22 protein-coding genes and 1 other annotated feature are annotated in these 22,424 nt (G+C 56.3%); of the genes, 15 read left to right on the top strand and 7 right to left on the bottom strand.

The features are described from left to right. The first annotated feature begins 33 nt into the window (after window positions 1–33). The gene (nadR, locus tag B498_RS07590) at window positions 34–1,266 is read left to right on the top strand and encodes a multifunctional transcriptional regulator/nicotinamide-nucleotide adenylyltransferase/ribosylnicotinamide kinase NadR (protein WP_008502064.1); all 1,233 of its coding nucleotides are present in this window, start codon (window positions 34–36) and stop codon (window positions 1,264–1,266) included. 90 nt (window positions 1,267–1,356) lie between these two features. On the opposite strand, the gene B498_RS07595 is transcribed toward nadR, so the two are convergent. Continuing rightward, window positions 1,357–2,358 carry a zinc-binding alcohol dehydrogenase family protein gene (locus B498_RS07595; protein ID WP_008502063.1) on the bottom strand — a complete coding sequence of 334 codons (1,002 nt, stop codon included), beginning with the start codon at window positions 2,356–2,358 and terminating at the stop codon, window positions 1,357–1,359. Between the two features lie 108 nt (window positions 2,359–2,466). Between B498_RS07595 and B498_RS07600 the strand changes: the two genes are divergently transcribed. Next, on the top strand, window positions 2,467–3,366 hold the full coding sequence (locus B498_RS07600) for a LysR family transcriptional regulator (RefSeq protein ID WP_008502062.1): 900 nt from the start codon (window positions 2,467–2,469) through the stop codon (window positions 3,364–3,366). 92 nt (window positions 3,367–3,458) lie between these two features. Here the strand turns inward: B498_RS07600 and ettA are convergent, their stop codons facing one another. Then, window positions 3,459–5,126 carry an energy-dependent translational throttle protein EttA gene (gene ettA, locus B498_RS07605; protein ID WP_008502061.1) on the bottom strand — a complete coding sequence of 556 codons (1,668 nt, stop codon included), beginning with the start codon at window positions 5,124–5,126 and terminating at the stop codon, window positions 3,459–3,461. 227 nt (window positions 5,127–5,353) lie between these two features. On the opposite strand from ettA, the gene sltY reads away from it, so the two are divergent. Together sltY and trpR are read left to right on the top strand one after the other, a co-directional pair. Further along, window positions 5,354–7,291 carry a murein transglycosylase gene (gene sltY, locus B498_RS07610; protein WP_008502060.1) on the top strand — a complete coding sequence of 646 codons (1,938 nt, stop codon included), beginning with the start codon at window positions 5,354–5,356 and terminating at the stop codon, window positions 7,289–7,291. A 55-nt stretch (window positions 7,292–7,346) separates the two neighbouring features. Then, the gene (gene trpR, locus B498_RS07615; RefSeq protein ID WP_008502059.1) at window positions 7,347–7,673 is read left to right on the top strand and encodes a trp operon repressor; all 327 of its coding nucleotides are present in this window, start codon (window positions 7,347–7,349) and stop codon (window positions 7,671–7,673) included. Here trpR and yjjX read toward each other — a convergent pair. Beyond that, window positions 7,670–8,185 (bottom strand): inosine/xanthosine triphosphatase, encoded by a 516-nt coding sequence (yjjX, locus tag B498_RS07620; RefSeq protein WP_008502058.1) that lies wholly within the window; start codon window positions 8,183–8,185, stop codon window positions 7,670–7,672. The two genes, trpR and yjjX, sit on opposite strands and share 4 nt — an antisense overlap. Window positions 8,186–8,235: 50 nt before the next feature. On the opposite strand from yjjX, the gene gpmB reads away from it, so the two are divergent. Then, the gene (gene gpmB / locus B498_RS07625; RefSeq protein ID WP_008502057.1) at window positions 8,236–8,883 is read left to right on the top strand and encodes a 2,3-diphosphoglycerate-dependent phosphoglycerate mutase GpmB; all 648 of its coding nucleotides are present in this window, start codon (window positions 8,236–8,238) and stop codon (window positions 8,881–8,883) included. Here the strand turns inward: gpmB and robA are convergent. Then, complete coding sequence (gene robA, locus B498_RS07630; RefSeq protein ID WP_008502056.1) at window positions 8,880–9,749, bottom strand: MDR efflux pump AcrAB transcriptional activator RobA; 870 nt, start codon at window positions 9,747–9,749, stop codon at window positions 8,880–8,882. The two genes, gpmB and robA, sit on opposite strands and share 4 nt — an antisense overlap. A gap of 211 nt (window positions 9,750–9,960) precedes the next feature. Here robA and creA point away from each other — a divergent pair, with 211 nt between their 5' ends. Continuing rightward, the gene (creA, locus tag B498_RS07635) at window positions 9,961–10,434 is read left to right on the top strand and encodes a protein CreA (protein WP_008502054.1); all 474 of its coding nucleotides are present in this window, start codon (window positions 9,961–9,963) and stop codon (window positions 10,432–10,434) included. Between the two features lie 46 nt (window positions 10,435–10,480). Here creA and arcA read toward each other — a convergent pair whose 3' ends face one another. After that, window positions 10,481–11,197 (bottom strand): two-component system response regulator ArcA, encoded by a 717-nt coding sequence (gene arcA, locus B498_RS07640; protein ID WP_003856501.1) that lies wholly within the window; start codon window positions 11,195–11,197, stop codon window positions 10,481–10,483. Between the two features lie 95 nt (window positions 11,198–11,292). Between arcA and yjjY the strand changes: the two genes are divergently transcribed. From yjjY to B498_RS07665, 7 genes are all read left to right on the top strand, one after another. Beyond that, window positions 11,293–11,433 carry a protein YjjY gene (yjjY, locus tag B498_RS22940; RefSeq protein WP_085928893.1) on the top strand — a complete coding sequence of 47 codons (141 nt, stop codon included), beginning with the start codon at window positions 11,293–11,295 and terminating at the stop codon, window positions 11,431–11,433. 399 nt (window positions 11,434–11,832) lie between these two features. Further along, window positions 11,833–12,519 (top strand): tRNA/rRNA methyltransferase, encoded by a 687-nt coding sequence (locus B498_RS07645; RefSeq protein WP_008502053.1) that lies wholly within the window; start codon window positions 11,833–11,835, stop codon window positions 12,517–12,519. Between the two features lie 211 nt (window positions 12,520–12,730). Then, window positions 12,731–12,799 carry a thr operon leader peptide gene (thrL, locus tag B498_RS22425; protein WP_015572623.1) on the top strand — a complete coding sequence of 23 codons (69 nt, stop codon included), beginning with the start codon at window positions 12,731–12,733 and terminating at the stop codon, window positions 12,797–12,799. Further along, window positions 12,738–12,855, top strand: a sequence feature (Thr leader region). It overlaps the preceding gene by 62 nt. Before the next feature lie 24 nt (window positions 12,856–12,879). Further along, complete coding sequence (thrA, locus tag B498_RS07650) at window positions 12,880–15,342, top strand: bifunctional aspartate kinase/homoserine dehydrogenase I (RefSeq protein ID WP_008502052.1); 2,463 nt, start codon at window positions 12,880–12,882, stop codon at window positions 15,340–15,342. 1 nt (window position 15,343) lies between these two features. Then, window positions 15,344–16,273, top strand: coding sequence for a homoserine kinase (thrB, locus tag B498_RS07655; RefSeq protein ID WP_008502051.1), 930 nt, complete (start codon window positions 15,344–15,346; stop codon window positions 16,271–16,273). A gap of 3 nt (window positions 16,274–16,276) precedes the next feature. Continuing rightward, a complete protein-coding gene (gene thrC / locus B498_RS07660; protein WP_008502050.1) occupies window positions 16,277–17,557 on the top strand; it encodes a threonine synthase in 1,281 nt (426 codons plus the stop codon). A gap of 319 nt (window positions 17,558–17,876) precedes the next feature. Next, window positions 17,877–18,158 carry a DUF2502 domain-containing protein gene (locus B498_RS07665; protein ID WP_008502049.1) on the top strand — a complete coding sequence of 94 codons (282 nt, stop codon included), beginning with the start codon at window positions 17,877–17,879 and terminating at the stop codon, window positions 18,156–18,158. Between the two features lie 32 nt (window positions 18,159–18,190). On the opposite strand, the gene yaaA is transcribed toward B498_RS07665, so the two are convergent. Beyond that, window positions 18,191–18,964, bottom strand: coding sequence for a peroxide stress protein YaaA (gene yaaA / locus B498_RS07670; RefSeq protein ID WP_008502047.1), 774 nt, complete (start codon window positions 18,962–18,964; stop codon window positions 18,191–18,193). Window positions 18,965–19,030: 66 nt separating this feature from the next. Continuing rightward, window positions 19,031–20,461: an alanine/glycine:cation symporter family protein gene (locus B498_RS07675; protein ID WP_008502046.1), complete on the bottom strand. Its 1,431-nt coding sequence runs from the start codon at window positions 20,459–20,461 to the stop codon at window positions 19,031–19,033. A gap of 262 nt (window positions 20,462–20,723) precedes the next feature. Here B498_RS07675 and tal point away from each other — a divergent pair, with 262 nt between their 5' ends. Both tal and mog read left to right on the top strand, forming a co-directional pair. After that, window positions 20,724–21,677, top strand: coding sequence for a transaldolase (gene tal / locus B498_RS07680; RefSeq protein ID WP_008502045.1), 954 nt, complete (start codon window positions 20,724–20,726; stop codon window positions 21,675–21,677). A 110-nt stretch (window positions 21,678–21,787) separates the two neighbouring features. Further along, window positions 21,788–22,375: a molybdopterin adenylyltransferase gene (gene mog / locus B498_RS07685; protein WP_008502044.1), complete on the top strand. Its 588-nt coding sequence runs from the start codon at window positions 21,788–21,790 to the stop codon at window positions 22,373–22,375. The last annotated feature ends 49 nt before the right edge of the window (window positions 22,376–22,424 follow it).

Here is a 22,424-nt window from a genome sequence, read left to right as displayed (position 1 = left end):
ACGTATTCGATTTTGCAGGAGGCACCGTAATTTATGTCATCATTTGACTACATCAAGACCGCTATCCGCCAGAAAGGCTGCACGTTGCAGCAGGTGGCAGACGCCAGCGGCATGACCAAAGGCTACCTGAGCCAACTGCTGAACGCCAAAATCAAAAGCCCCAGCGCGCAGAAGCTGGAAGCGCTGCACCGCTTTCTGGGGCTGGAATTCCCGCGTATGCAAAAGAACATCGGCGTGGTGTTCGGCAAGTTTTACCCGCTGCATACCGGGCATATCTATCTGATCCAGCGCGCCTGTAGCCAGGTGGACGAGTTGCACATCATCATGGGGTACGACGAAACCCGCGATCGTCAGCTGTTTGAAGACAGCGCCATGTCGCAGCAGCCGACCGTGCCTGACCGTCTGCGCTGGCTGCTTCAGACCTTCAAGTACCAGAAAAACATTCGCATTCATGCCTTTAACGAAGAGGGTATGGAGCCGTACCCGCACGGCTGGGACGTGTGGAGCAACGGCATCAAAGCGTTTATGGAAGAGAAGGGCATTGCGCCTAACTGGATCTACACCTCTGAAGAGTCCGACGCGCCGCAGTTCCGCGAGCATCTGGGCATCGAGACGGTGCTGATCGATCCGAAACGCACCTTCATGAACATCAGCGGAGCGCAGATCCGCGAGAACCCGTTCCGCTACTGGGATTACATTCCGACCGAAGTGAAGCCGTTCTTTGTGCGCACCGTCGCGATCCTGGGCGGCGAGTCGAGCGGTAAATCAACGCTGGTCAACAAGCTCGCTAACATCTTCAACACGACCAGCGCGTGGGAGTACGGCCGCGACTATGTCTTCTCGCACCTGGGCGGCGACGAGATGGCGCTGCAGTATTCCGACTACGACAAAATCGCGCTTGGTCATGCCCAGTACATTGATTTCGCGGTGAAATACGCCAACAAGGTGGCATTTATCGATACCGATTTTGTCACCACCCAGGCGTTCTGCAAAAAATACGAAGGGCGCGAGCACCCGTTCGTGCAGGCGCTGATTGACGAATATCGCTTTGACCTGGTGATCCTGCTGGAAAACAACACCCCGTGGGTGGCCGACGGCATGCGCAGCCTCGGCAGCTCGGTGGACAGGCGGGAATTCCAGTGCATGCTGGTGGAGATGCTCAACGAAAACAACGTTGAGTTTGTGCACGTGGAAGAGTCGGACTACGACTCCCGTTTCCTGCGCTGCGTCGAACTGGTGAAGGAGATGATGGGGGAGCAGGGTTAATAACTTTCCCCTCACGCTAACCCTCTCCCAAAGGGAGAGGGGACTTTAATCTCCCTTTGGGAGAGGGCCGGAGTGAGGGAATCAGTCCACTCAGAACTCAACCACCACTTTCCCGCGCATATGCCCGTCCAGCACCTTGCGGTGCGCCTCGGTAATGCTTTCCACGCTCAGCCCATGCAGCGTTTCACTCAGTGAGCTTTCCACCACGCCGTTATCCACCAGCTTCGCCACCTCATTGAGGATCTCACCCTGACGCGCCATATCCGCCGTCTGATACATGCTGCGGGTGTACATAAATTCCCAGTGCAGGGCGGCGGATTTGGACTTCAGCTTGTCCTGGTTCAGCGGGTGTTCATTCTCCACGATAGAACAGATATGCCCCTGCGGTGCAATCAGGTCGCTGACCGCAGCCCAGTGCCCGTCGGTGTCGTTGAGGATGAAAATGTAATCCACAAAGGTCAGCCCGTGCTTCGCCAGTTCGCCTTTCAGATCGCGGTAGTTCACCACCACATCTGCACCGCGATCGCGGCACCACCGGGCGGAATCTTCACGGGACGCGGTTGCGATCACCTTTACCTTGCTGTTGTGCTTCGCAAACGGGATCGCCAGCGATCCCACCCCGCCCGCCCCGCCGATGATCAGCAGGGTTTTGTCCGTACCGGCATCCTGAATATTCAGCCGTTCAAACAGGCCTTCCCATGCGGTGAGCGCGGTCAACGGCAGCGCGGCGGCAGCCGCCCAGCCGAGGCTTGACGGTTTGTGCCCGACAATGCGCGCATCGATCAGCTGATGTGTGGTGTTGCTGCCCGGACGGGTGATGTCGCCTGCGTACCACACTTCATCTCCCGGTTTGAATCCGGTCACGCCAGCCCCAACGGCTTTGACGATCCCGCTGGCATCCCATCCGAGAATACGCGGCTCGTTCAGCCCGTTCTTAGCAATGCCCGTGTGGACTTTGGTATCGACCGGGTTAACGGAGACGGCTTTCACCTCCACCAGCAGATCGTGCTCGCCGGGCTGCGGCATCGGTGGAGTGATTTCAATGAAAGTAGAGGGATTTTCAGGGTTAACGGCGATGGCTTTAACTGACATGGTGTGCTCCTCAATGGCATGCGTTTTGTTGAGGCTAGTCTATTAAGTGGCCATCTGCGTGATAAGATGGACAATTAAGAACTCAGCGTTCGTACAGGATGAACAATCATGTTTAAACAGCTGCAGGATATGGCGCTATTCGCGCTGGTGGCCGAGATGGGCAGCTTTACCGCGGCAGCCCAGAAGGCGGAGCTGCCAAAATCCAGCGTGAGCCAGCGGATTAGCCAGCTGGAGCAGCAGGTGGGCATTCGCCTGCTTAACCGCACCACGCGCAGGCTGAACCTGACGTTTGCGGGTGAACACTATCTTGTCCACTGCCGGGAGATGCTGGCGGCCAGCGAGCGGGCGGAGTACGCCATTCAGCGCCTGCGCGAAAACCCGAGCGGGCGGCTGCGCATCACCTGCCCGGCGGGGATTGGCGCGACGCTGCTGGCGCATATGAATGCCGAGTTCCAGCTTCGCTATCCTGAGGTTTCGCTGGACGTGTCGATCTCTGATGACGTGGTGGATCTGGTCGAGGCCGGCTTTGACGTGGCGCTGCGTACCGGCAAGCCGCAGGACTCCTCCCTGATTGGCCGCATGATCGGGCACTGCCCGCGCTATATGCTGGCCTCGCCGGACTATCTGGTGCGCCGGGCGCCGCTAACGCATCCCCGTCAGCTGGTGGAGCACCGCAGCATTACGCACAGAGCCTGGTCGGAGTGGCTTCTGCGAAGCGAGAGCGAGGATTACCGCTACCTGCCGGATAACGCGCACATGACCGATAACCTGGTATACGCCCGCGAATGTGCGATTGCCGGTGCGGGGATTACGCTCCTTCCGGCTTTTTTGCTGGAAGATAAGGTCGAGAAAGGGGCGCTGGTGCAGGTACTGCCGGAGTGGAATGTTGAAGGAAACGACCTGTGGCTGGCCTATCCGAGCCGTAAGCTCAACTCACCCGCGCTGATGAGCTATATCGACTTTGCAATGCAGTTTGACGAGGTGAAGCGGTATTACGTGGGTAAATAAAAAAGCCGGGTGGCGGCTTCGCCTTACCCGGCCTACAAACAGCGCAGAACCGTAGGCCGGGTAAGCGTGAGCGCCACCCGGCTTTTGGGCACTTACTTAGAAATACGCTTGTACTTAATACGCTTCGGCTCCAGCGCGTCGGCGCCCAGCGTGCGTTTCTTGTACTCTTCGTATTCGGTGAAGTTACCTTCGAAGAACTCCACTTTACCTTCATCCTGGTAGTCCAGAATGTGGGTCGCGATACGGTCAAGGAACCAGCGGTCGTGCGAGATAACCATCGCGCAGCCCGGGAACTCCAGCAGGGCGTTTTCCAGCGCGCGCAGGGTTTCGATATCCAGGTCGTTTGTTGGTTCATCGAGCAGCAGAACGTTACCGCCCACCTGCAGCAGCTTCGCCAGGTGCAGACGTCCGCGCTCACCGCCGGACAGCTCGCCCACGCGTTTGCCCTGGTCGGTGCCTTTAAAGTTAAAGCGGCCAACGTAGGCGCGGCTTGGCATCTCGGTGTTGCCGATACGCATGATATCCAGACCGCCGGAGACTTCTTCCCACACGGTTTTGCTGTTATCCATCGCGTCGCGGAACTGGTCAACGGAGGCCAGCTTCACGGTCTCACCCAGGGTGATAGAGCCGCTGTCTGGCTGTTCCTGACCGGACATCATGCGGAACAGGGTCGATTTACCCGCGCCGTTCGGACCGATGATGCCAACGATAGCGCCTTTCGGTACGGAGAAGGTCAGTTCGTCGATCAGCACGCGGTCGCCGTAGGACTTACGCAGGTTGGTCACTTCAACCACTTTATCCCCCAGACGAGCTCCAGGTGGAATAAACAGTTCGTTGGTTTCGTTACGTTTCTGGTATTCGGTATTGTTCAGCTCTTCGAAGCGTGCCAGACGGGCTTTGCCCTTAGACTGACGGCCTTTCGTGCCCTGACGCACCCACTCCAGCTCTTTCTCGATAGACTTACGGCGCGCCGCTTCCTGAGACGCTTCCTGAGCCAGACGCTGATCTTTCTGCTCCAGCCAGGAGGAGTAGTTGCCTTCCCACGGAATACCTTCACCGCGGTCCAGCTCCAGGATCCAGCCGGCGACGTTGTCGAGGAAGTAACGGTCGTGGGTAATCGCCACAACGGTGCCTTCGAAGTCGTGCAGGAAGCGCTCCAGCCACGCCACGGATTCCGCATCCAGGTGGTTAGTCGGTTCGTCGAGCAGCAGCATGTCTGGTTTTTCCAGCAGCAGGCGGCACAGCGCCACGCGGCGGCGTTCACCCCCGGAGAGATTCGCGATTTTTGCATCCCAGTCCGGCAGACGCAGGGCATCCGCCGCGCGCTCCAGCTGCACGTTCAGGTTGTGACCGTCGTGCGCCTGGATGATCTCTTCATACTTGCCCTGCTGTGCGGCCAGCTTGTCGAAGTCCGCATCCGGTTCGGCATATTTGGCATACACTTCATCCAGACCTTTCAGGGCGTTAACCACTTCGGACACCGCTTCTTCAACGGATTCGCGAACGGTGTGTTCCGGGTTCAGCTGAGGTTCCTGCGGCAGGTAGCCAATCTTGATGCCAGGCTGCGGACGGGCTTCACCTTCGATGTCTGTATCAATGCCGGCCATGATGCGCAGCAGGGTGGACTTACCGGCACCGTTGAGACCCAGAACACCGATTTTTGCGCCCGGGAAGAAGCTCAGCGAGATATTTTTAAGAATATGACGTTTCGGCGGGACAACTTTGCCGACACGATGCATGGTATAAACGAATTGAGCCACGTTGGACTTCGCCTCTTTTATCGTAATGAGAAGGAATTTCAGCCTCGAAGTGTAGCCTTTTTCCCGCCCTAATCCCAGCCAGGAACGTCGGGAGTGTTAAAACGCGCAAGAAAGGTAAAAAAGTGTCCATGACGTGGCGCGTTGCAGGATGCCTGGTTAGCATAAGTTAATGAGACTTTGACGTGGCAAGACGCTGCAATTGACGAAAAAACAATGAGGAAGAGCTTGTGGAAAAAGCCAAACGGGTGGTCTGGCGTCTGCTGGCTGCCAGCGTATGCGTAATGGCGGTAAGCCAGGCGGTGCATGCCGATTCACTGGATGAACAACGTAGCCGGTATGCCCAGATAAAGCAGGCATGGGACAACAAGCAGATGGATACCGTGCAGGCGCTGATGCCGACGCTCAAGGATTATCCGCTGTATCCGTATCTGGAGTATCGTCAAATTACGGACGATCTCATGAACCAGCCCACCGTTACCGTGAATAACTTCATTCAGGCGAACCCGACCCTGCCGCCAGCCCGGAATCTTCAGTCTCGTTTTGTGAACGAACTGGCGCGACGTGAAGACTGGCGCGGGCTGCTGGCGTTTAGCCCTGAAAAGCCGAATACCACCGAAGCGCAGTGTAACTACTACTACGCAAAATGGGCGACCGGCCAGCAGGAAGAGGCCTGGGCCGGGGCGAAAGAGCTCTGGCTGACCGGGAAAAACCAGCCGAACGCCTGTGATTCCCTGTTCGGCGCGTGGCGTGCTTCCGGCAAGCAGGATCCGCTGTCCTACCTCGAGCGTATCCGCCTGGCGATGAAAGCCGGTAATACGCGTCTGGTGACTGCGCTGGCGGGGCAGATGCCGTCCGATTACCAGACGATCTCCACGGCAGTTATTTCGCTGGCAAACGATCCCAACAGCGTCCTGACCTTTGCCCGCAGTACGGGCGCGACCGATTTTACCCGCCAGATGGCGGCGGTGGCTTTTGCCAGCGTGGCGCGTGACGATGTGGAAAACGCGCGGCTGATGATCCCGCAGCTGGTGCAGGCGCAGCAGCTTAATGAGGAGCAAACGCAGGAGCTGCGCGATATCGTGGCGTGGCGACTGATGGGCACCGATGTGACCGACGAGCAGGCGCGCTGGCGAGACGATGCGATTATGCGTTCGAACTCCACGTCGCTGGTGGAACGCCGCGTGCGAATGGCGCTGGGCACGGGCGACCGTCGTGGGCTCAATACCTGGCTCGCCCGGTTGCCTATGGAGGCCAAGGAGAAAGATGAATGGCGTTACTGGCAGGCCGATCTGCTGCTGGAGCGCGGTCGTGATGATGAGGCCAAAGAAATTCTTCATACGCTGATGCAGCAGCGCGGGTTCTACCCGATGGCGGCCGCGCAGCGCCTGGGCGAGGAGTACACCTTCCGCATCGATAAAGCGCCCGCTAACGCGAATCCGGCGCTGACCCAGGGGCCAGAAATGGCGCGCGTTCGCGAGCTGATGTACTGGAATATGGACAACACCGCGCGCAGCGAGTGGGCGAATCTGGTGACCAGCCGCACCACCGATGAAAAAGCTCAGCTTGCCCGCTATGCGTTTGATAACCACTGGTGGGATCTGAGCGTGCAGGCGACGATCGCCGGTAAGCTGTGGGATCATCTCGAAGAGCGTTTCCCGCTGGCTTACAAGGATCTGTTCGATCGCTACACCAGCGGCAAAGATATCCCGCAAAGTTACGCGATGGCGATTGCCCGTCAGGAAAGCGCCTGGAACCCGAAAGTCCGTTCCCCGGTGGGCGCCAGCGGCCTGATGCAGATTATGCCGGGAACGGCGACGCACACGGTGAAGATGTTTAACATCCCTGGATACAGTAGCCCGTCACAGCTTCTCGATCCGGATACCAACATCAACATCGGTACCAGCTACCTGCAGTATGTGTACCAGCAGTTCGGCAACAACCGCATCTTCTCGTCGGCGGCATACAACGCGGGGCCGGGTCGCGTGCGCACCTGGCTCGGCAACAGCGCCGGACGCATCGACGCCGTGGCGTTTGTCGAGAGCATCCCGTTCTCGGAAACGCGCGGCTACGTGAAGAACGTGCTGGCTTATGACGCCTACTATCGCTACTTCATGGGGCAGAAAGATACCCTGATGAGCGATGCCGAGTGGCAGAGACGTTACTGATCGGCGTGGGTTGTGTTATGCTGTACTCGCTAAAGAGTACAAGAGGCAGCATAACATGACCCAGCATTCCCCGTATTCCTCGGCAATGGCCGAACAACGTCATCTGGAGTGGCTTCGTTTTGTGGAGCTGCTTCGCCAGTCTTACGAGCAGGATTTGCATTTACCCCTGATGCAGCTAATGCTCACGCCAGACGAGCGTGAGGCGCTGGGCACGCGCGTGCGGATCATTGAAGAGCTGCTGCGCGGCGAGATGAGCCAGCGCGAGCTGAAAAATGAGCTCGGCGCGGGCATCGCGACGATTACCCGCGGATCGAACAGCCTAAAGTCGGCGCCCGTTGAGCTGCGCCAGTGGCTGGAAGCGGTGTTGTTGAAAAACGCCTAACGATAGATCGCGTTATGGAACGGGCTTAACGCCAGGATCACCGCCTGGTGATAAACGCCTGAACGCGTCAGCGCACCGGCGGTAAAGACGCCAATCGCCCCTTCTTTACGGCCAATCTCATCAATGCCGGTGTACTGCGACATCACCGGCCCAAGCGCTTCACCCGCACGCACTTTTTCCAGAATGATCTCCGGCAGGGGCAGGGTGGCAGAACGCGCCTCGCCGCGCTGCTCGCGGCTTTCGATCACCACCCAGCTAAAGGTTGCGCCTTCGTCGATACCGGCTTCAATCGCCACCCAAAAGTCCGCATCCGGGGCCGCAGCTCTGGCATTTGCCACGCGATTTCGTGCGCCAGCGCGCGTTTCCTCGCTGCCAAACGGCTGTTCAGGAACGCCACTCTCGACGCCGATGGCCTCAATATGGCAGGATCCTGCGCCGAAGATCTCGTCAAATGCCCTTAGAATTGCCTGAATTTTGGCAGGATTAGTGGTAGCAGAGACAACATGGTGCATAATTAAGCTCGATTCAAAAAAAACTCATCGCAGTATAACGGAAAAAAAGCATGTTACAGGTATACCTTGTTCGCCACGGTGAAACGCAGTGGAACGCCGAGCGACGTATTCAAGGCCAGTCAGACAGTCCTCTCACTGAGAAGGGTGTGCAGCAAGCGTGGCAGGTGGCGGAACGCGCCAGAACGCTGGGCATTACCCACGTGATTACCAGCGATTTAGGTCGCACACAACAGACGGCGCGCATCATCGCGGACGCCTGCGGCTGTGACGTCATGCTTGAGCCGCGCCTGCGCGAGCTGGATATGGGCGTGCTGGAAAAACGCCATATCGATACGCTGACGGAAACGGAAGAGGGCTGGCGCCGCACGCTGGTAAACGGTACCGAAGATGGCCGTATTCCTGAGGGCGAATCCATGCAGGAGCTCAGCGTACGTATGCATGCCGCCCTGGCGGAATGCCTGAAGCTCCCGGCGGGAAGCCGTCCGCTGCTGGTGAGTCATGGGATTGCGTTGGGATGCCTGGTGAGCACCATTCTGGGACTACCGGCTTACGCTGAGCGCCGTTTGCGTCTGCGCAACTGCTCCATTTCCCGAATTGATTATCAGGAGAGCGCGTGGCTGGCGTCAGGTTGGGTGGTGGAGATGGCAGGGGACATTTCGCATCTCGATGCCCCTGCGCTTGACGAACTGCAGCGTTAACGACGTATCGGAATCAAGAATTCCATACGCAGATTGATGGGGCCTTCTTCCGGTTTGGCATCCTGCGCCGGGTAGTAGCGCTCAATGTCCTGACCTTTACGGCGATTCAGATTCAGCATCGGCATGCAGGTTCCGTAAACGGTCAGGATGAACTCCTGAACGCCCGTTCCCAGCCCTTCATAGGCGAACATCACGTATTCACCGCCTTCCAGCACGACAGGTTTTGAACCCTGAATGTAGCCATTGGCCATCTCTGGCGTCAGCGCGGTGGTGTAGAACACCTCCTGCTCGTCGTCCTTTTCCTGGCTTGGGTGCGTTTCGTTGAGACCATACAGAATAGGCGGGATCGCCGGTGCGTGGCTCAGGAAGTCGCGCCAGAACTGGACGCGCATCTGATGACGGAACTCGGAAATCTGCTCCAGCGAACAGGAGTAGCTCTGCGTCGTGCCGATCAGATGGGTTTCCGGCAGGGTAATAATTTCATACTTCGGCATCGCGAACTCGCCCAGACGCAGCGGCGGACGCATGCCAAACGAGCTCCAGTCAGGCGAGCGACGATACAGCGCTGGCGTCAACGAGAACTGTTTTTTAAAGGCGCGGGTGAAGGTCTGCTGCGAATCGAAACGATATTGCAGGGCAATATCCAGAATCGGGCGCGCGGTCAGGCGCAGAGCCACAGCAGATTTCGATAAACGACGTGCGCGAATATAGGCCCCGATAGCATGACCGGTGACATCCTTGAACATCCTTTGCAGATGCCACTTGGAATAGCCTGCTTTAGCCGCCACATTATCCAGTGACAAAGGCTGGTCGAGATGACCTTCCAGCCAGGTGAGCAGGTCGCGAATAATTCCAGCCTGATCCATATACTATCCTCATCCTTAAAACAGCAGGTGCCTGATAACAGGTTAGCGGATAATAGCATTTTTTGATGTTTTAGCATTCAGTGTTTTTTTTGCGCTTTCATGCTTTTTGTAGGGCATTATGGGCAAAAATATTCTAATCCTGTGATCTTGCTACATTTTTGTCTAAAGTGTTGAATAATCGCTCAGTGTAATTTTAAAGAATGGTAACAATATGAAATACAAGACTTTGCTCTTCACCGCGCTGATGTTGATGGTCGGGCGCGTGGCACAGGCGGAACAGATTGGTTCTGTCGACACCGTGTTCAAAATGTTTGGCCCGGACCACAAAATCGTGGTGGAGGCGTTTGACGATCCGGACGTGAAAAACGTCACCTGCTATGTCAGCCGTGCGAAAACGGGCGGTATCAAGGGCGGTCTGGGGCTGGCTGAAGACACCTCCGATGCGGCGATCTCCTGTCAGCAGGTGGGCCCGGTTGAATTGAGCGATAAAATTAAAAACGGCAAAGCGCAGGGCGACGTGGTATTCCAGAAACGAACCTCGCTGGTGTTCAAAAAGCTGCAGGTTGTGCGTTTCTATGATGCCAAACGCAATACGCTGGCTTACCTGGCCTATTCCGACAAAGTGGTGGAAGGTTCACCGAAAAACGCGATCAGCGCGGTGCCGATTATGCCGTGGCGGGAATAAAAAAAACGGCGCAAATGCGCCGTTTTTTATTGCGTTAACTGCGGGATTACTCCTGCAGGTCACCGCAGAAACGGTACCCTTCGCCGTGGATCGTGGCGATGATTTCCGGCGTATCTGGCGTAGATTCGAAGTGCTTACGAATACGACGGATGGTGACGTCTACGGTACGGTCGTGCGGCTTCAGCTCACGGCCGGTCATTTTCTTCAGCAGCTCTGCACGGGACTGGATCTTGCCCGGGTTTTCGCAGAAGTGCAGCATCGCGCGGAATTCACTGCGCGGCAGTTTATACTGCTCGCCGTTCGGGCTAATCAGCGAACGGCTATTGATATCAAGTTCCCAGCCGTTGAATTTGTAGCTATCGACGCTACGACGCTCTTCGCTGACCGTGCCCAGGTTCATGGTGCGGGACAGCAGGTTGCGTGCACGAATGGTTAACTCGCGAGGGTTGAACGGCTTGGTGATGTAATCATCCGCACCGATTTCCAGGCCAAGAATTTTATCAACTTCGTTGTCACGGCCCGTCAGGAACATTAACGCGACGTTCGCCTGCTCGCGCAGTTCGCGCGCCAGAAGAAGACCGTTTTTGCCCGGCAGGTTAATATCCATGATCACCAGGTTGATATCATTTTCAGAAAGGATCTGATGCATCTCTGCGCCATCGGTCGCTTCAAAGACATCGTAGCCTTCTGCTTCGAAAATGCTCTTTAACGTGTTGCGTGTTACCAACTCGTCTTCAACGATAAGAATGTGCGGGGTCTGCATGTTTGCTACCTAAATTGCCAACTAAATCGAAACAGGAAGTACAAAAGTCCCTGACCTGCCTGATGCATGTCGCAAATTAACATGATCGGCTTAACGTGACTAAAGTACGTAATTGCGTTCTTGATGCACTTTCCATCAACGTCAACAACATCATTAGCTTGGTCTTGGGTACTTTCCCTTTGGACCCGACAGTGTCAAAAACGGCTGTCATCCTAACCATTTTAACAGCAACATAACAGGCTAAGTGACACCAGACACCCAATAAAACTACGCTTCGTTGACATATATCAAGTTCAATTGTAGCACGTTAACAGTTTGATGAAATCATCGTAGCCGAATGCTAGCCTTTGTCACAATTTTTCAATAAACCAACTAGTTGCGGACATTGATTTATAAACGAAGCGAATCCAATCAGAATAGAGTATTCATGTTACTATTATCATTATAAAACATAGGGATAATAGTGTTCTGTTAACATTCTAACTGATTGTTCAGACACAGAATAGTTTAGCGTTTTTAATTTGTTATGAAACGCTATTTCGGTGATTTGTGTTGCAATTTTGTAAATTCGCGCTGCGTAATATGTTGAAGTGCATCACATTTTTACCGGCTAACTGATTAAAAAGAGAGCATAAATGCATCTGTCGATTGTACTGGTTGCACCAGCCAGAGCAGAAAATATAGGCGCAGCGGCGCGTGCGATGAAGACCATGGGTTTTACCGATTTACGTATTGTGGACAGCACGGCCCATCTGGAGCCAGCCGCCCGGTGGGTGGCGCACGGTTCGGGAGATATTCTCGATAATATAACCACTTACGCTACGCTTGCCGACGCGCTGCATGACATTTCGTTTACCGTTGCAACCACCGCGCGCAGCCGGGCGAAGTTCCACTATTACGCCACACCTGCTGAACTGGTACCCATGCTCGAAGAGAAAAGCCAGTGGCTGGAGAAAGCCGCGCTGGTATTTGGACGTGAAGATTCCGGATTAACCAACGAAGAGCTGGAATTGGCGGACGTTCTTACCGGTGCGCCGATGGTGGCCGATTATCCTTCCCTGAATTTGGGCCAGGCGGTCATGGTCTATTGCTATCAATTAGCCTCCCTAATGCAAATCCCTCAACCTCAGCCAGAAGCGGCAAATGAAAATCAGCTGGCCGCGCTGCGAACTCGCGTGCAGGGGCTGTTATCGAGCCTTGGCGTCGCGGACGATCAGAAAATGGCCGACTGGCTGCAGCAGCGTCTTGGTCGTCTTGAGCAACGGGACACCGCCATGTTGCACCGTTTGCTGCACGATATTGAAAAAAAATTGGCCGAGTAAAATACTGCCATAAGTTTTTACTATGGCGAATAAGTCTGTCTGAACGGGTTGCGTTTGGGGTAATCGGATGAAAATAAAGCGGCACGCAGCGGGACCTGAGAGTCTCCCAAAATGTGATCAAATTAAAAATCCATTGACTTAAGGGGCCCGATCCTTTAACCCTAAAAGAATACAGCACAGACAGATAATAATGACAGAGTACACAACATCCATGAAACGCATCAGCATCACCACCATTACCACAACCATCATCATTACCACAGGTAACGATGCGGGCTGACGCGTACAGGAAAAACAGAAAAAAGCCCGCACCTGAACAGTGCGGGCTTTTTTTTCGGCTAAAGGAAACGAGGTAGAACCATGCGAGTGTTGAAGTTCGGCGGTACATCAGTGGCAAATGCAGAACGTTTTCTGCGTGTTGCCGATATCCTGGAAAGCAACGCCAGGCAGGGGCAGGTTGCGACCGTGCTCTCTGCCCCGGCAAAAATCACGAACCATCTGGTGGCGATGATTGAAAAAACCATCGGTGGCCAGGATGCACTTCCGAACATCAGCGACGCAGAGCGTATCTTCGCTGACTTACTGCAAGGCCTGGCAGAAGCGCTGCCTGGCTTCCCGCATGCGCAGCTGAAGTCTTTTGTTGAACAAGAATTCGCGCAAATTAAACATGTCCTGCACGGCATCAGCCTTCTCGGCCAGTGCCCGGACAGCATCAACGCGGCGCTGATTTGTCGCGGTGAAAAACTCTCTATCGCCATCATGGCCGGCGTGCTGGAAGCGCGCGGCCATAGCGTGACCGTGATCGATCCCGTTGAAAAACTGCTGGCGGTGGGCCACTACCTCGAATCCACCGTTGATATTGCCGAATCAACCCGCCGTATCGCCGCCAGCAAAATTCCCGCTGACCACATGATCCTGATGGCAGGCTTCACCGCTGGTAACGAGAAGGGCGAGCTGGTGGTGCTGGGCCGTAACGGTTCCGACTACTCCGCCGCCGTGCTGGCCGCCTGTTTACGCGCGGACTGTTGTGAGATCTGGACTGATGTTGACGGCGTGTATACCTGCGATCCGCGCCAGGTACCGGACGCCAGGCTGCTGAAGTCGATGTCGTACCAGGAAGCGATGGAGCTTTCCTACTTCGGCGCCAAAGTACTTCACCCGCGTACCATCTCCCCGATTGCCCAGTTCCAGATCCCTTGCCTGATTAAAAACACCGGTAACCCGCAGGCGCCGGGTACGCTGATTGGCGCGAGTACCGATGAGGACGGACTGCCGGTGAAAGGCATCTCCAACCTGAACAACATGGCGATGTTCAGCGTCTCGGGTCCGGGGATGAAAGGGATGGTCGGCATGGCGGCACGCGTGTTTGCGGCCATGTCCCGCAACGGTATTTCGGTGGTGCTGATCACCCAGTCATCCTCCGAGTACAGCATCAGCTTTTGCGTGCCGCAGGCTGACTGCCTTCGCGCCCGCCGCGCGCTGGAGGAAGAGTTCTATCTGGAGCTGAAAGAAGAATTGCTGGAGCCGCTCGCGATTCAGGAGCGTCTGGCGATCATCTCCGTGGTGGGCGACGGTATGCGCACCCTGCGCGGTATTTCCGCTAAGTTCTTTGCCGCGCTGGCGCGCGCCAATATCAATATCGTGGCGATTGCCCAGGGCTCGTCAGAGCGTTCAATTTCTGTTGTTGTGGATAACGACGATGCCACCACCGGCGTTCGTGTGGTTCACCAGATGCTGTTCAACACCGATCAGGTTATCGAGCTGTTCCTGATTGGCGTGGGCGGCGTCGGCGGCGCGCTGCTGGAGCAGGTGAAGCGTCAGCAGGAATGGCTTAAGAAGAAACACATCGACCTGCGCGTCTGCGGGATCGCGAATTCCAGAGCGCTGCTGACCAACGTCCACGGCCTGAACCTGGAAAACTGGCAGGCCGAGATGAATGAGGCAAAAGAGCCGTTCAACCTGGGTCGCCTGATCCGTCTGGTAAAAGAGTATCATCTGCTTAACCCGGTCATCGTCGACTGTACCTCGAACCAGGCGGTGGCCGACCAGTACGCGGACTTCCTGCGCGAAGGTTTCCACGTGGTGACGCCGAACAAAAAGGCCAACACCTCGTCGATGGATTACTATCACCAGCTGCGTCTGGCAGCGAGCAAGTCGCGCCGCAAGTTCCTCTACGACACCAACGTGGGGGCAGGCCTGCCGGTTATCGAGAACCTGCAGAACCTGCTTAACGCGGGCGATGAGCTGCAACGTTTCTCCGGCATTCTCTCCGGATCGCTGTCGTTTATCTTCGGCAAGCTGGACGAAGGGATGAGCCTCTCGGAAGCCACCCGCGCCGCGCGCGAGCTGGGCTATACCGAGCCGGATCCGCGTGACGACCTTTCCGGTATGGACGTGGCGCGCAAGCTGCTGATCCTCGCGCGCGAAACGGGCCGTGAGCTTGAGCTTTCCGATATAGTGATTGAGCCGGTCCTGCCGGCAGAATTTGACAGCAGCGGTGACGTCAGCGCCTTTATGGCCAGGCTGCCGCAGCTTGACGACGCGTTTGCCGCCCGCGTGGCGAAAGCCCGTGATGAAGGTAAGGTATTGCGCTATGTTGGCAACATTGAAGAAGATGGCGTGTGCCGGGTGAAGATTGCCGAAGTGGATGGCAACGACCCGCTGTACAAAGTCAAAAACGGCGAAAACGCCCTCGCGTTTTACAGCCACTATTATCAGCCACTGCCGCTGGTGCTTCGCGGCTATGGCGCAGGGAACGACGTTACGGCGGCGGGTGTCTTTGCCGATCTGCTGCGTACCCTGTCATGGAAGTTAGGAGTTTAACATGGTCAAAGTTTATGCCCCGGCTTCCAGCGCGAATATGAGCGTCGGATTTGACGTGCTGGGTGCGGCGGTGACGCCGGTGGACGGTTCGCTGCTGGGCGATACGGTGACGGTGGAAGCGGCAGACAGCTTCAGCCTGAATAACGTGGGTCGCTTCGCCAGCAAACTGCCGTCTGAGCCACGCGAGAATATCGTCTATCAGTGCTGGGAGCGTTTCTGTCAGGAGATCGGTAAAAACGTGCCGGTTGCCATGACGCTGGAAAAAAGTATGCCGATTGGCTCCGGGCTGGGTTCCAGCGCCTGCTCGGTGGTCGCCGCGCTGGTGGCGATGAACGAGCACTGCGGCAAGCCGCTGAACAACAACCGCCTGCTTGCCTTAATGGGCGAGCTGGAAGGGCGTATCTCCGGCAGCATTCATTATGACAACGTTGCGCCATGCTTCCTCGGCGGCATGCAGCTGATGATCGAAGAAAATGGCATCATCAGCCAGCAGGTGCCAGGGTTTGATGAGTGGCTGTGGGTGCTGGCCTATCCGGGTATCAAGGTATCAACCGCGGAAGCGCGTGCGATCCTGCCCGCGCAGTATCGCCGTCAGGACTGTATCGCCCACGGACGACATCTGGCGGGCTTTATCCACGCCTGCTACACCCGTCAGCCGCAGCTGGCGGCCAAACTGATGAAGGACGTCATTGCCGAGCCGTACCGCACGAAGCTGCTGCCCGGCTTTAACGAGGCGCGACAGGCGTCCATGGATATCGGCGCGCAGGCGTGCGGCATCTCCGGCTCCGGCCCGACGCTGTTCGCCCTGTGCGACAGGCCTGACACTGCGCAGCGCGTGGCGGACTGGCTCTCTAAACACTACCTGCAAAATCAGGAAGGCTTTGTTCATATTTGCCGTCTGGACACGGCTGGCGCACGAGTACTGGGATAATTAATGAAACTCTACAACCTTAAAGATCATAACGAGCAGGTCAGCTTCGCGCAGGCGGTGACTCAGGGACTGGGCAAAAATCAGGGGCTGTTTTTCCCTCATGACCTGCCGGAATTCCAGCTGACCGAGATTGATGACCTGCTGAAGCAGGATTTTGTCACCCGCAGCACCAAAATTTTGTCCGCGTTTATCGGCGATGAAATTCCGCAGGAGCTGCTGGAAGAGCGCGTACGCGCGGCATTCGCGTTCCCGGCGCCGGTTCAGCAGGTTGAGCCTGATGTTGGCTGCCTGGAGCTGTTTCACGGCCCGACCCTGGCGTTCAAAGACTTCGGCGGCCGCTTTATGGCGCAGATGCTGACCCACATCAGTGGCGACAAGCCGGTGACCATCCTGACCGCGACCTCCGGGGATACCGGCGCGGCGGTCGCCCACGCGTTCTACGGCCTGAAAAACGTCCGCGTGGTGATCCTCTATCCGAAAGGCAAAATCAGCCCGCTGCAGGAGAAACTGTTCTGTACCCTCGGCGGCAACATTGAAACCGTGGCAATTGACGGTGATTTCGATGCCTGCCAGGCGCTGGTCAAGCAGGCCTTCGACGACGAAGAGCTGAAGGTGGCGCTGGGTCTGAACTCCGCCAACTCCATCAACATCAGCCGTCTGCTGGCGCAGATCTGCTACTACTTCGAAGCGGTGGCGCAGCTGCCGCAGGACGCGCGCAATCAGCTGGTGATCTCCGTGCCGAGCGGTAACTTCGGCGATCTGACGGCAGGCCTGCTGGCAAAATCCCTGGGTCTGCCGGTGAAACGCTTTATCGCCGCCACCAACGCCAACGACACCGTGCCGCGCTTCCTGAAAGACGGGAAGTGGGCGCCGAACGCCACGCAGGCGACCCTCTCCAATGCGATGGATGTGTCTCAGCCGAACAACTGGCCGCGCGTGGAAGAGCTGTTCCGCCGTAAGATCTGGCGCCTGGGTGACCTGGGCTATGCTGCGGTAACGGATGAAACCACCAAATCCACCATGCGCGAGCTGAAGGCGGTGGGGTATACCTCTGAACCGCACGCGGCGATTGCTTACCGCGCGCTGCGCGATCAGCTTAATCCGGGTGAATACGGCCTGTTCCTGGGAACCGCACATCCGGCGAAGTTCAAAGAGAGCGTGGAAGCGATCCTGGGCGAAACGCTGCCGCTGCCGAAAGAACTGGCCGAGCGTGCCGATCTGCCGCTGCTGTCCCATGAGCTGCCGGCGGACTTTGCGGCGCTGCGTAAGCTGATGATGACATGACCCGCGCGTGATTTTTGTCGGGTGCGGCTACGCCTTACCCGACCTACAACTGATGATGACGCGTGCGTGATTGTGTTGCCCGGTGGCGGCTTCGCCTTACCGGGCCAACAAAGACGAACAAACCGTAGGCCGGGTAAGCGAAGCGCCACCCGGCTTTTTTTGTGAAGAAATTAAGGAGAAAAATAGCAGGGAAAAAGCAGAAATTCCCAATAAATGCGGTCACTTAGCGTTTAGGATTGCAGAGAATAACATCCCCCGTTCCCCTCGCGTAATCTCCTTACAACGGCCCACGTTGGGCAACGATAATAAGGAGTCACCGATGTCAAAACTGAAACCTGCGCTGATTGCGCTTTCACTGATGCTGGTCGCTCCCATGGCGGTTCAGGCATCTGAAATTACCCTCGTACCTGCGGTCAAACTGCAGATTGGCGACCGGGATAATAACGGGCACTACTGGGACGGTGGCCGCTGGCGCGACCATGACTGGTGGAAGGCGCATTATGACTGGCGCGATAACCGCTGGCGTCCTCACGATGAGCATCGCGAGCGTGACCACCATCATGACGATCGCCGTCCAGGTCCGGACTGGAAACACCACTAATGCAAAACCCCGCCAGCGGGCGGGGTTTGTTTTTACTGCTCGTGGCGCTTAAATACCAGCTCGCCTTTCCCTGACGACGCCTCGTCAAAGAAATAGCCTTCGCTGTTGAAGGCGGTTAGCTGCTCCGGCTTCGTCAGGCGGTTCTGAATGATGTAGCGGCTCATCAGACCGCGCGCTTTCTTGGCGTAGAAGCTGATCACTTTGAACTTGCCGTTTTTCTCGTCGAGGAATACCGGCTTGATGATGTCGGCATCCAGTTTTTTCGGCTTCACCGACTTGTAGTATTCATCGGATGCCAGGTTAATCACCACGTTATCGCCCTGCGCGCGCAGCGCCGCATTCAGCTTATCGGTAATGATATCGCCCCAGAAATGGTACAGATCTTTGCCTTTGGCATTCTCCAGGCGAATCCCCATCTCCAGACGATAAGGCTGCATCAGATCCAGCGGGCGCAGTACGCCGTACAGGCCCGACAGCATGCGCAGATGCTGCTGGGCAAAATCAAAATCGGCTTCGCTAAAATCTTCCGCCTGCAGGCCGGTGTACACATCGCCTTTAAACGCCAGAATCGCCTGGCGAGCGTTGGCAGGGGTGAAATCCGGGTGCCACTCGTGAAAGCGGGTCGCGTTCAAATCGGCCAGCTTGTCGCTGATGCTCATCAGCGAGGCGATTTGCGGCGCAGAGAGCTTACGCGCTTCGCGGATCAGCTGTTGCGAGTAGTCCAGCAGTTCAGGCTGGGTATAGCGCTCGGTGGCGAGCGGGCTCTGGTAGTCGAGCGTTTTTGCAGGTGAAATCAGAATCAGCATATCCAGTCCTTGCAGGAAATTTAGAGCGACTTTAGCAAAAAATCGCCCTGAATTGATCGATAGCTGTTATTGCCGTGGCAAATCATCCCACGTGCCGGGGGCAAGCTGCGCCTTGATATCGGGATAGCGGGCGGGATCAAAGACCGGCGGAACGCCGAGTTTGCGCTGACGCAGATAGTCTCTGGCAATCAGGGTCACCACGGGCGAGAGCAGCAGGATCGCCGTGAGGTTAGTGATTGCCATCAGCGCCATAATGATATCGGCCAGTTGCCAGACCAGCGGCATACTGAGCAGGGAGCCTGCTACCACCATCAGGATAACCCCCAGACGCAGAGTTCCGATCGCGGCGCGGGAGTCGAGTTTCAGGAAAATAAGGTTATTTTCGGCGTAGAGGTAATTCACCACTATCGAGCTGAAGGCAAATAAGATCAGGATGAGCGAGACAAATCCGGCTCCCCAGCCGCCGGTCAGGGTCACCAGCGCCTGCTGAAGAAGCTGTATCCCGACGGTTCCCGACGCGTGGGGTACGGGGCCTGCCAGCAGCAAAATCATGGCGCTGGCGGAACAGATAATAATGGTATCGGTAAAGACGCCAATCATCTGCACAATACCTTGTGCGGTCGGGTGTGGCGGCCAGGAAGAGGCGGCGGCTGCCGCATTGGGGGTTGACCCCATACCGGCTTCATTGGAGAACATGCCCCGCTGAAAACCCGCCATCAGCGCCTGGCTGAAGGTGTAGCCCAGCGCGCCGGAAGCCACTTCGCGCCAGCCAAAGGCGCTTTTGACGATGGTGGCAAGCACGCCCGGCACCTGGTCGAGATGCAGTGCGGCGACGAACAGGCTCGCGGCAACCCAGAGCAGCGCCATAATGGGTACCAGCCACTGCATCAGGCGAGCGATACCCTTGAGACCGAATGAAATGGTAAGCAGAACGATCGAAGCTAAAGCGAGACCCGCGAGCCACTCGGGGCAGGAGAAGGCATAGCGCATGGCATGGGCGACCGAGTTCGCCTGGACGGTATTAAAAATAAGACCGTACGCGAGCAGTAAAAAAAGCGAGAACAGGACGCCCATCCAGCGCATCCCCAGGCCACGCGCCATGTACCAGGCTGGACCACCGCGAAACTGGCCGCGCTTATCTTTCTCTTTGTAGAGTTGCGCAAGCGAACTTTCGGCAAAGGAGGTGGCCATACCGAGAAGTGCCGTCATCCACATCCAGAAGACCGCGCCTGGCCCACCGGCGCTGATGGCCAGTGCTACCCCCGCCAGATTCCCGCTACCCAGGCGTGCCGCAAGGCTGGTACAGAGCGCCTGAAACGACGTTAATCCGCCCGGCTGGGGCGTGACGCTGTTTTTCAGACTTCTGCCAAACTTGCGAATATAGCGAAACTGGATAAACCCACTGCGTAGCGTAAACCAAATACCTGCTCCCAGAAGCAGGTAAATCATTATCGAACCCCAGAGGACTTCGTTAATAAAGAAAAAGAAATCAGGCATTAACGTCCCTCTTGTTGATGCCAACGTGAATATGTAAGCGCTACCACTGATTGGGCATGCTGTTGCTTAGCAGCCTGTTAATATTCTGAGTTTATCATACTCTGCCTAAGCGCACTGTCTGCGGTTGCGCTACCCCTCCGTCGTGTTATCATCAGGGCAGACCGGTTACATCCCCCTAACAAGTAAACCTGTCATTTTTCCGCTGCAGGCATGCTGTCGGTAGCGTGAATTATCCAGGGCACGTTAAAAGAGAAACACTATCATGACGGATAAATTGACCTCCCTTCGTCAGTTCACCACTGTCGTAGCTGACACCGGAGATATCGCGGCAATGAAGCTGTACCAGCCGCAGGATGCCACAACTAACCCTTCTCTGATCCTTAACGCCGCACAGATCCCTGAGTATCGCAAACTGATTGACGAGGCTGTGACCTGGGCGAAAGCGCAGAGCAACGACCGCGCGCAGCAGGTTGTGGACGCTACTGATAAACTGGCCGTGAACATCGGTCTGGAGATCCTGAAACTGGTTCCGGGCCGTATCTCTACCGAAGTGGACGCGCGTCTCTCCTACGACACCGAAGCGTCTATCGCGAAAGCAAAACGTCTGATCAAACTGTACAACGATGCGGGCATCAGCAACGATCGTATCCTGATCAAACTGGCTTCTACCTGGCAGGGTATCCGCGCGGCAGAGCAGCTGGAAAAAGAGGGTATCAACTGTAACCTGACCCTGCTGTTCTCCTTCGCACAGGCGCGTGCATGTGCAGAAGCTGGCGTATACCTGATTTCTCCGTTCGTGGGTCGTATTCTGGACTGGTACAAAGCCAACACCGATAAGAAAGAGTACGCACCGGCTGAAGATCCAGGCGTGATTTCTGTGACTGAAATCTACGAATACTACAAACAGCATGGCTATGAGACTGTGGTTATGGGCGCAAGCTTCCGTAACGTCGGTGAAATCATCGAGCTGGCTGGCTGTGACCGCCTGACCATCGCGCCTGCACTGCTGAAAGAGCTGGCTGAAAGCGAAGGTACTCTGGAGCGTAAACTGTCCTACACCGGTGAAGTGAAAGCACGCCCAGAGCGCATCACTGAATCCGAGTTCCTGTGGCAGCACAACCAGGATCCAATGGCCGTAGACAAACTGGCGGACGGTATCCGTAAGTTTGCTGTTGACCAGGAAAAACTGGAAAAAATGATCGGCGACCTGCTGTAATCATTCCGCGTGACCGGGCTCCCGGTCACGCGACTGCTTTCGTACCCTGTCTGAATTTCCTCTCTGCGTGTATCATTCCCTTTAATCAGTACTCTTTGAATGGAATGGATATGAATACCTTACGCATCGGCTTAGTGTCGATTTCTGACCGCGCCTCCAGCGGTGTTTACCAGGATAAAGGCATCCCCGCTCTGGAAGCGTGGCTGGCCAGTGCACTGACTACCCCGTTTGAGATCCAGACTCGCCTGATTCCCGACGAACAGCCGATTATCGAGCAGACCCTGTGTGAGCTGGTGGATGAGATGAGCTGTCACCTGGTGTTAACCACCGGCGGAACCGGGCCCGCGCGCCGTGATGTGACGCCGGACGCGACGCTGGCGATTGCCGATCGTGAAATGCCGGGCTTCGGCGAACAGATGCGCCAGATCAGTCTACACTTTGTCCCGACGGCCATTCTTTCCCGCCAGGTAGGGGTGATCCGCAAGCAGGCGTTGATTCTGAACCTGCCGGGCCAGCCGAAGTCGATCAAAGAGACGCTGGAAGGGCTAAAAGCGGAAGACGGCAGCGTCATCGTTCACGGCATCTTTGCAAGTGTACCGTATTGTATACAGCTGCTTGACGGCCCGTATGTCGAAACCGATGAGAAAGTGGTAGCAGCTTTTCGTCCTAAAAACGCGCGTCGCGAAACAATCTCCTGAAATTAATCAATATGTGACATAAGCTGAAGCGGCGATAGCGTGGTAACGG

It is taken from the genome of Enterobacter sp. SST3 (genome assembly GCF_000286655.1).
GTDB classification, from domain to species: Bacteria; Pseudomonadota; Gammaproteobacteria; order Enterobacterales; family Enterobacteriaceae; genus Enterobacter; species Enterobacter roggenkampii.
The sequence above is the reverse complement of the archived record's forward strand: the minus strand, read 5'-3'. Positions and strand labels throughout refer to the sequence as shown.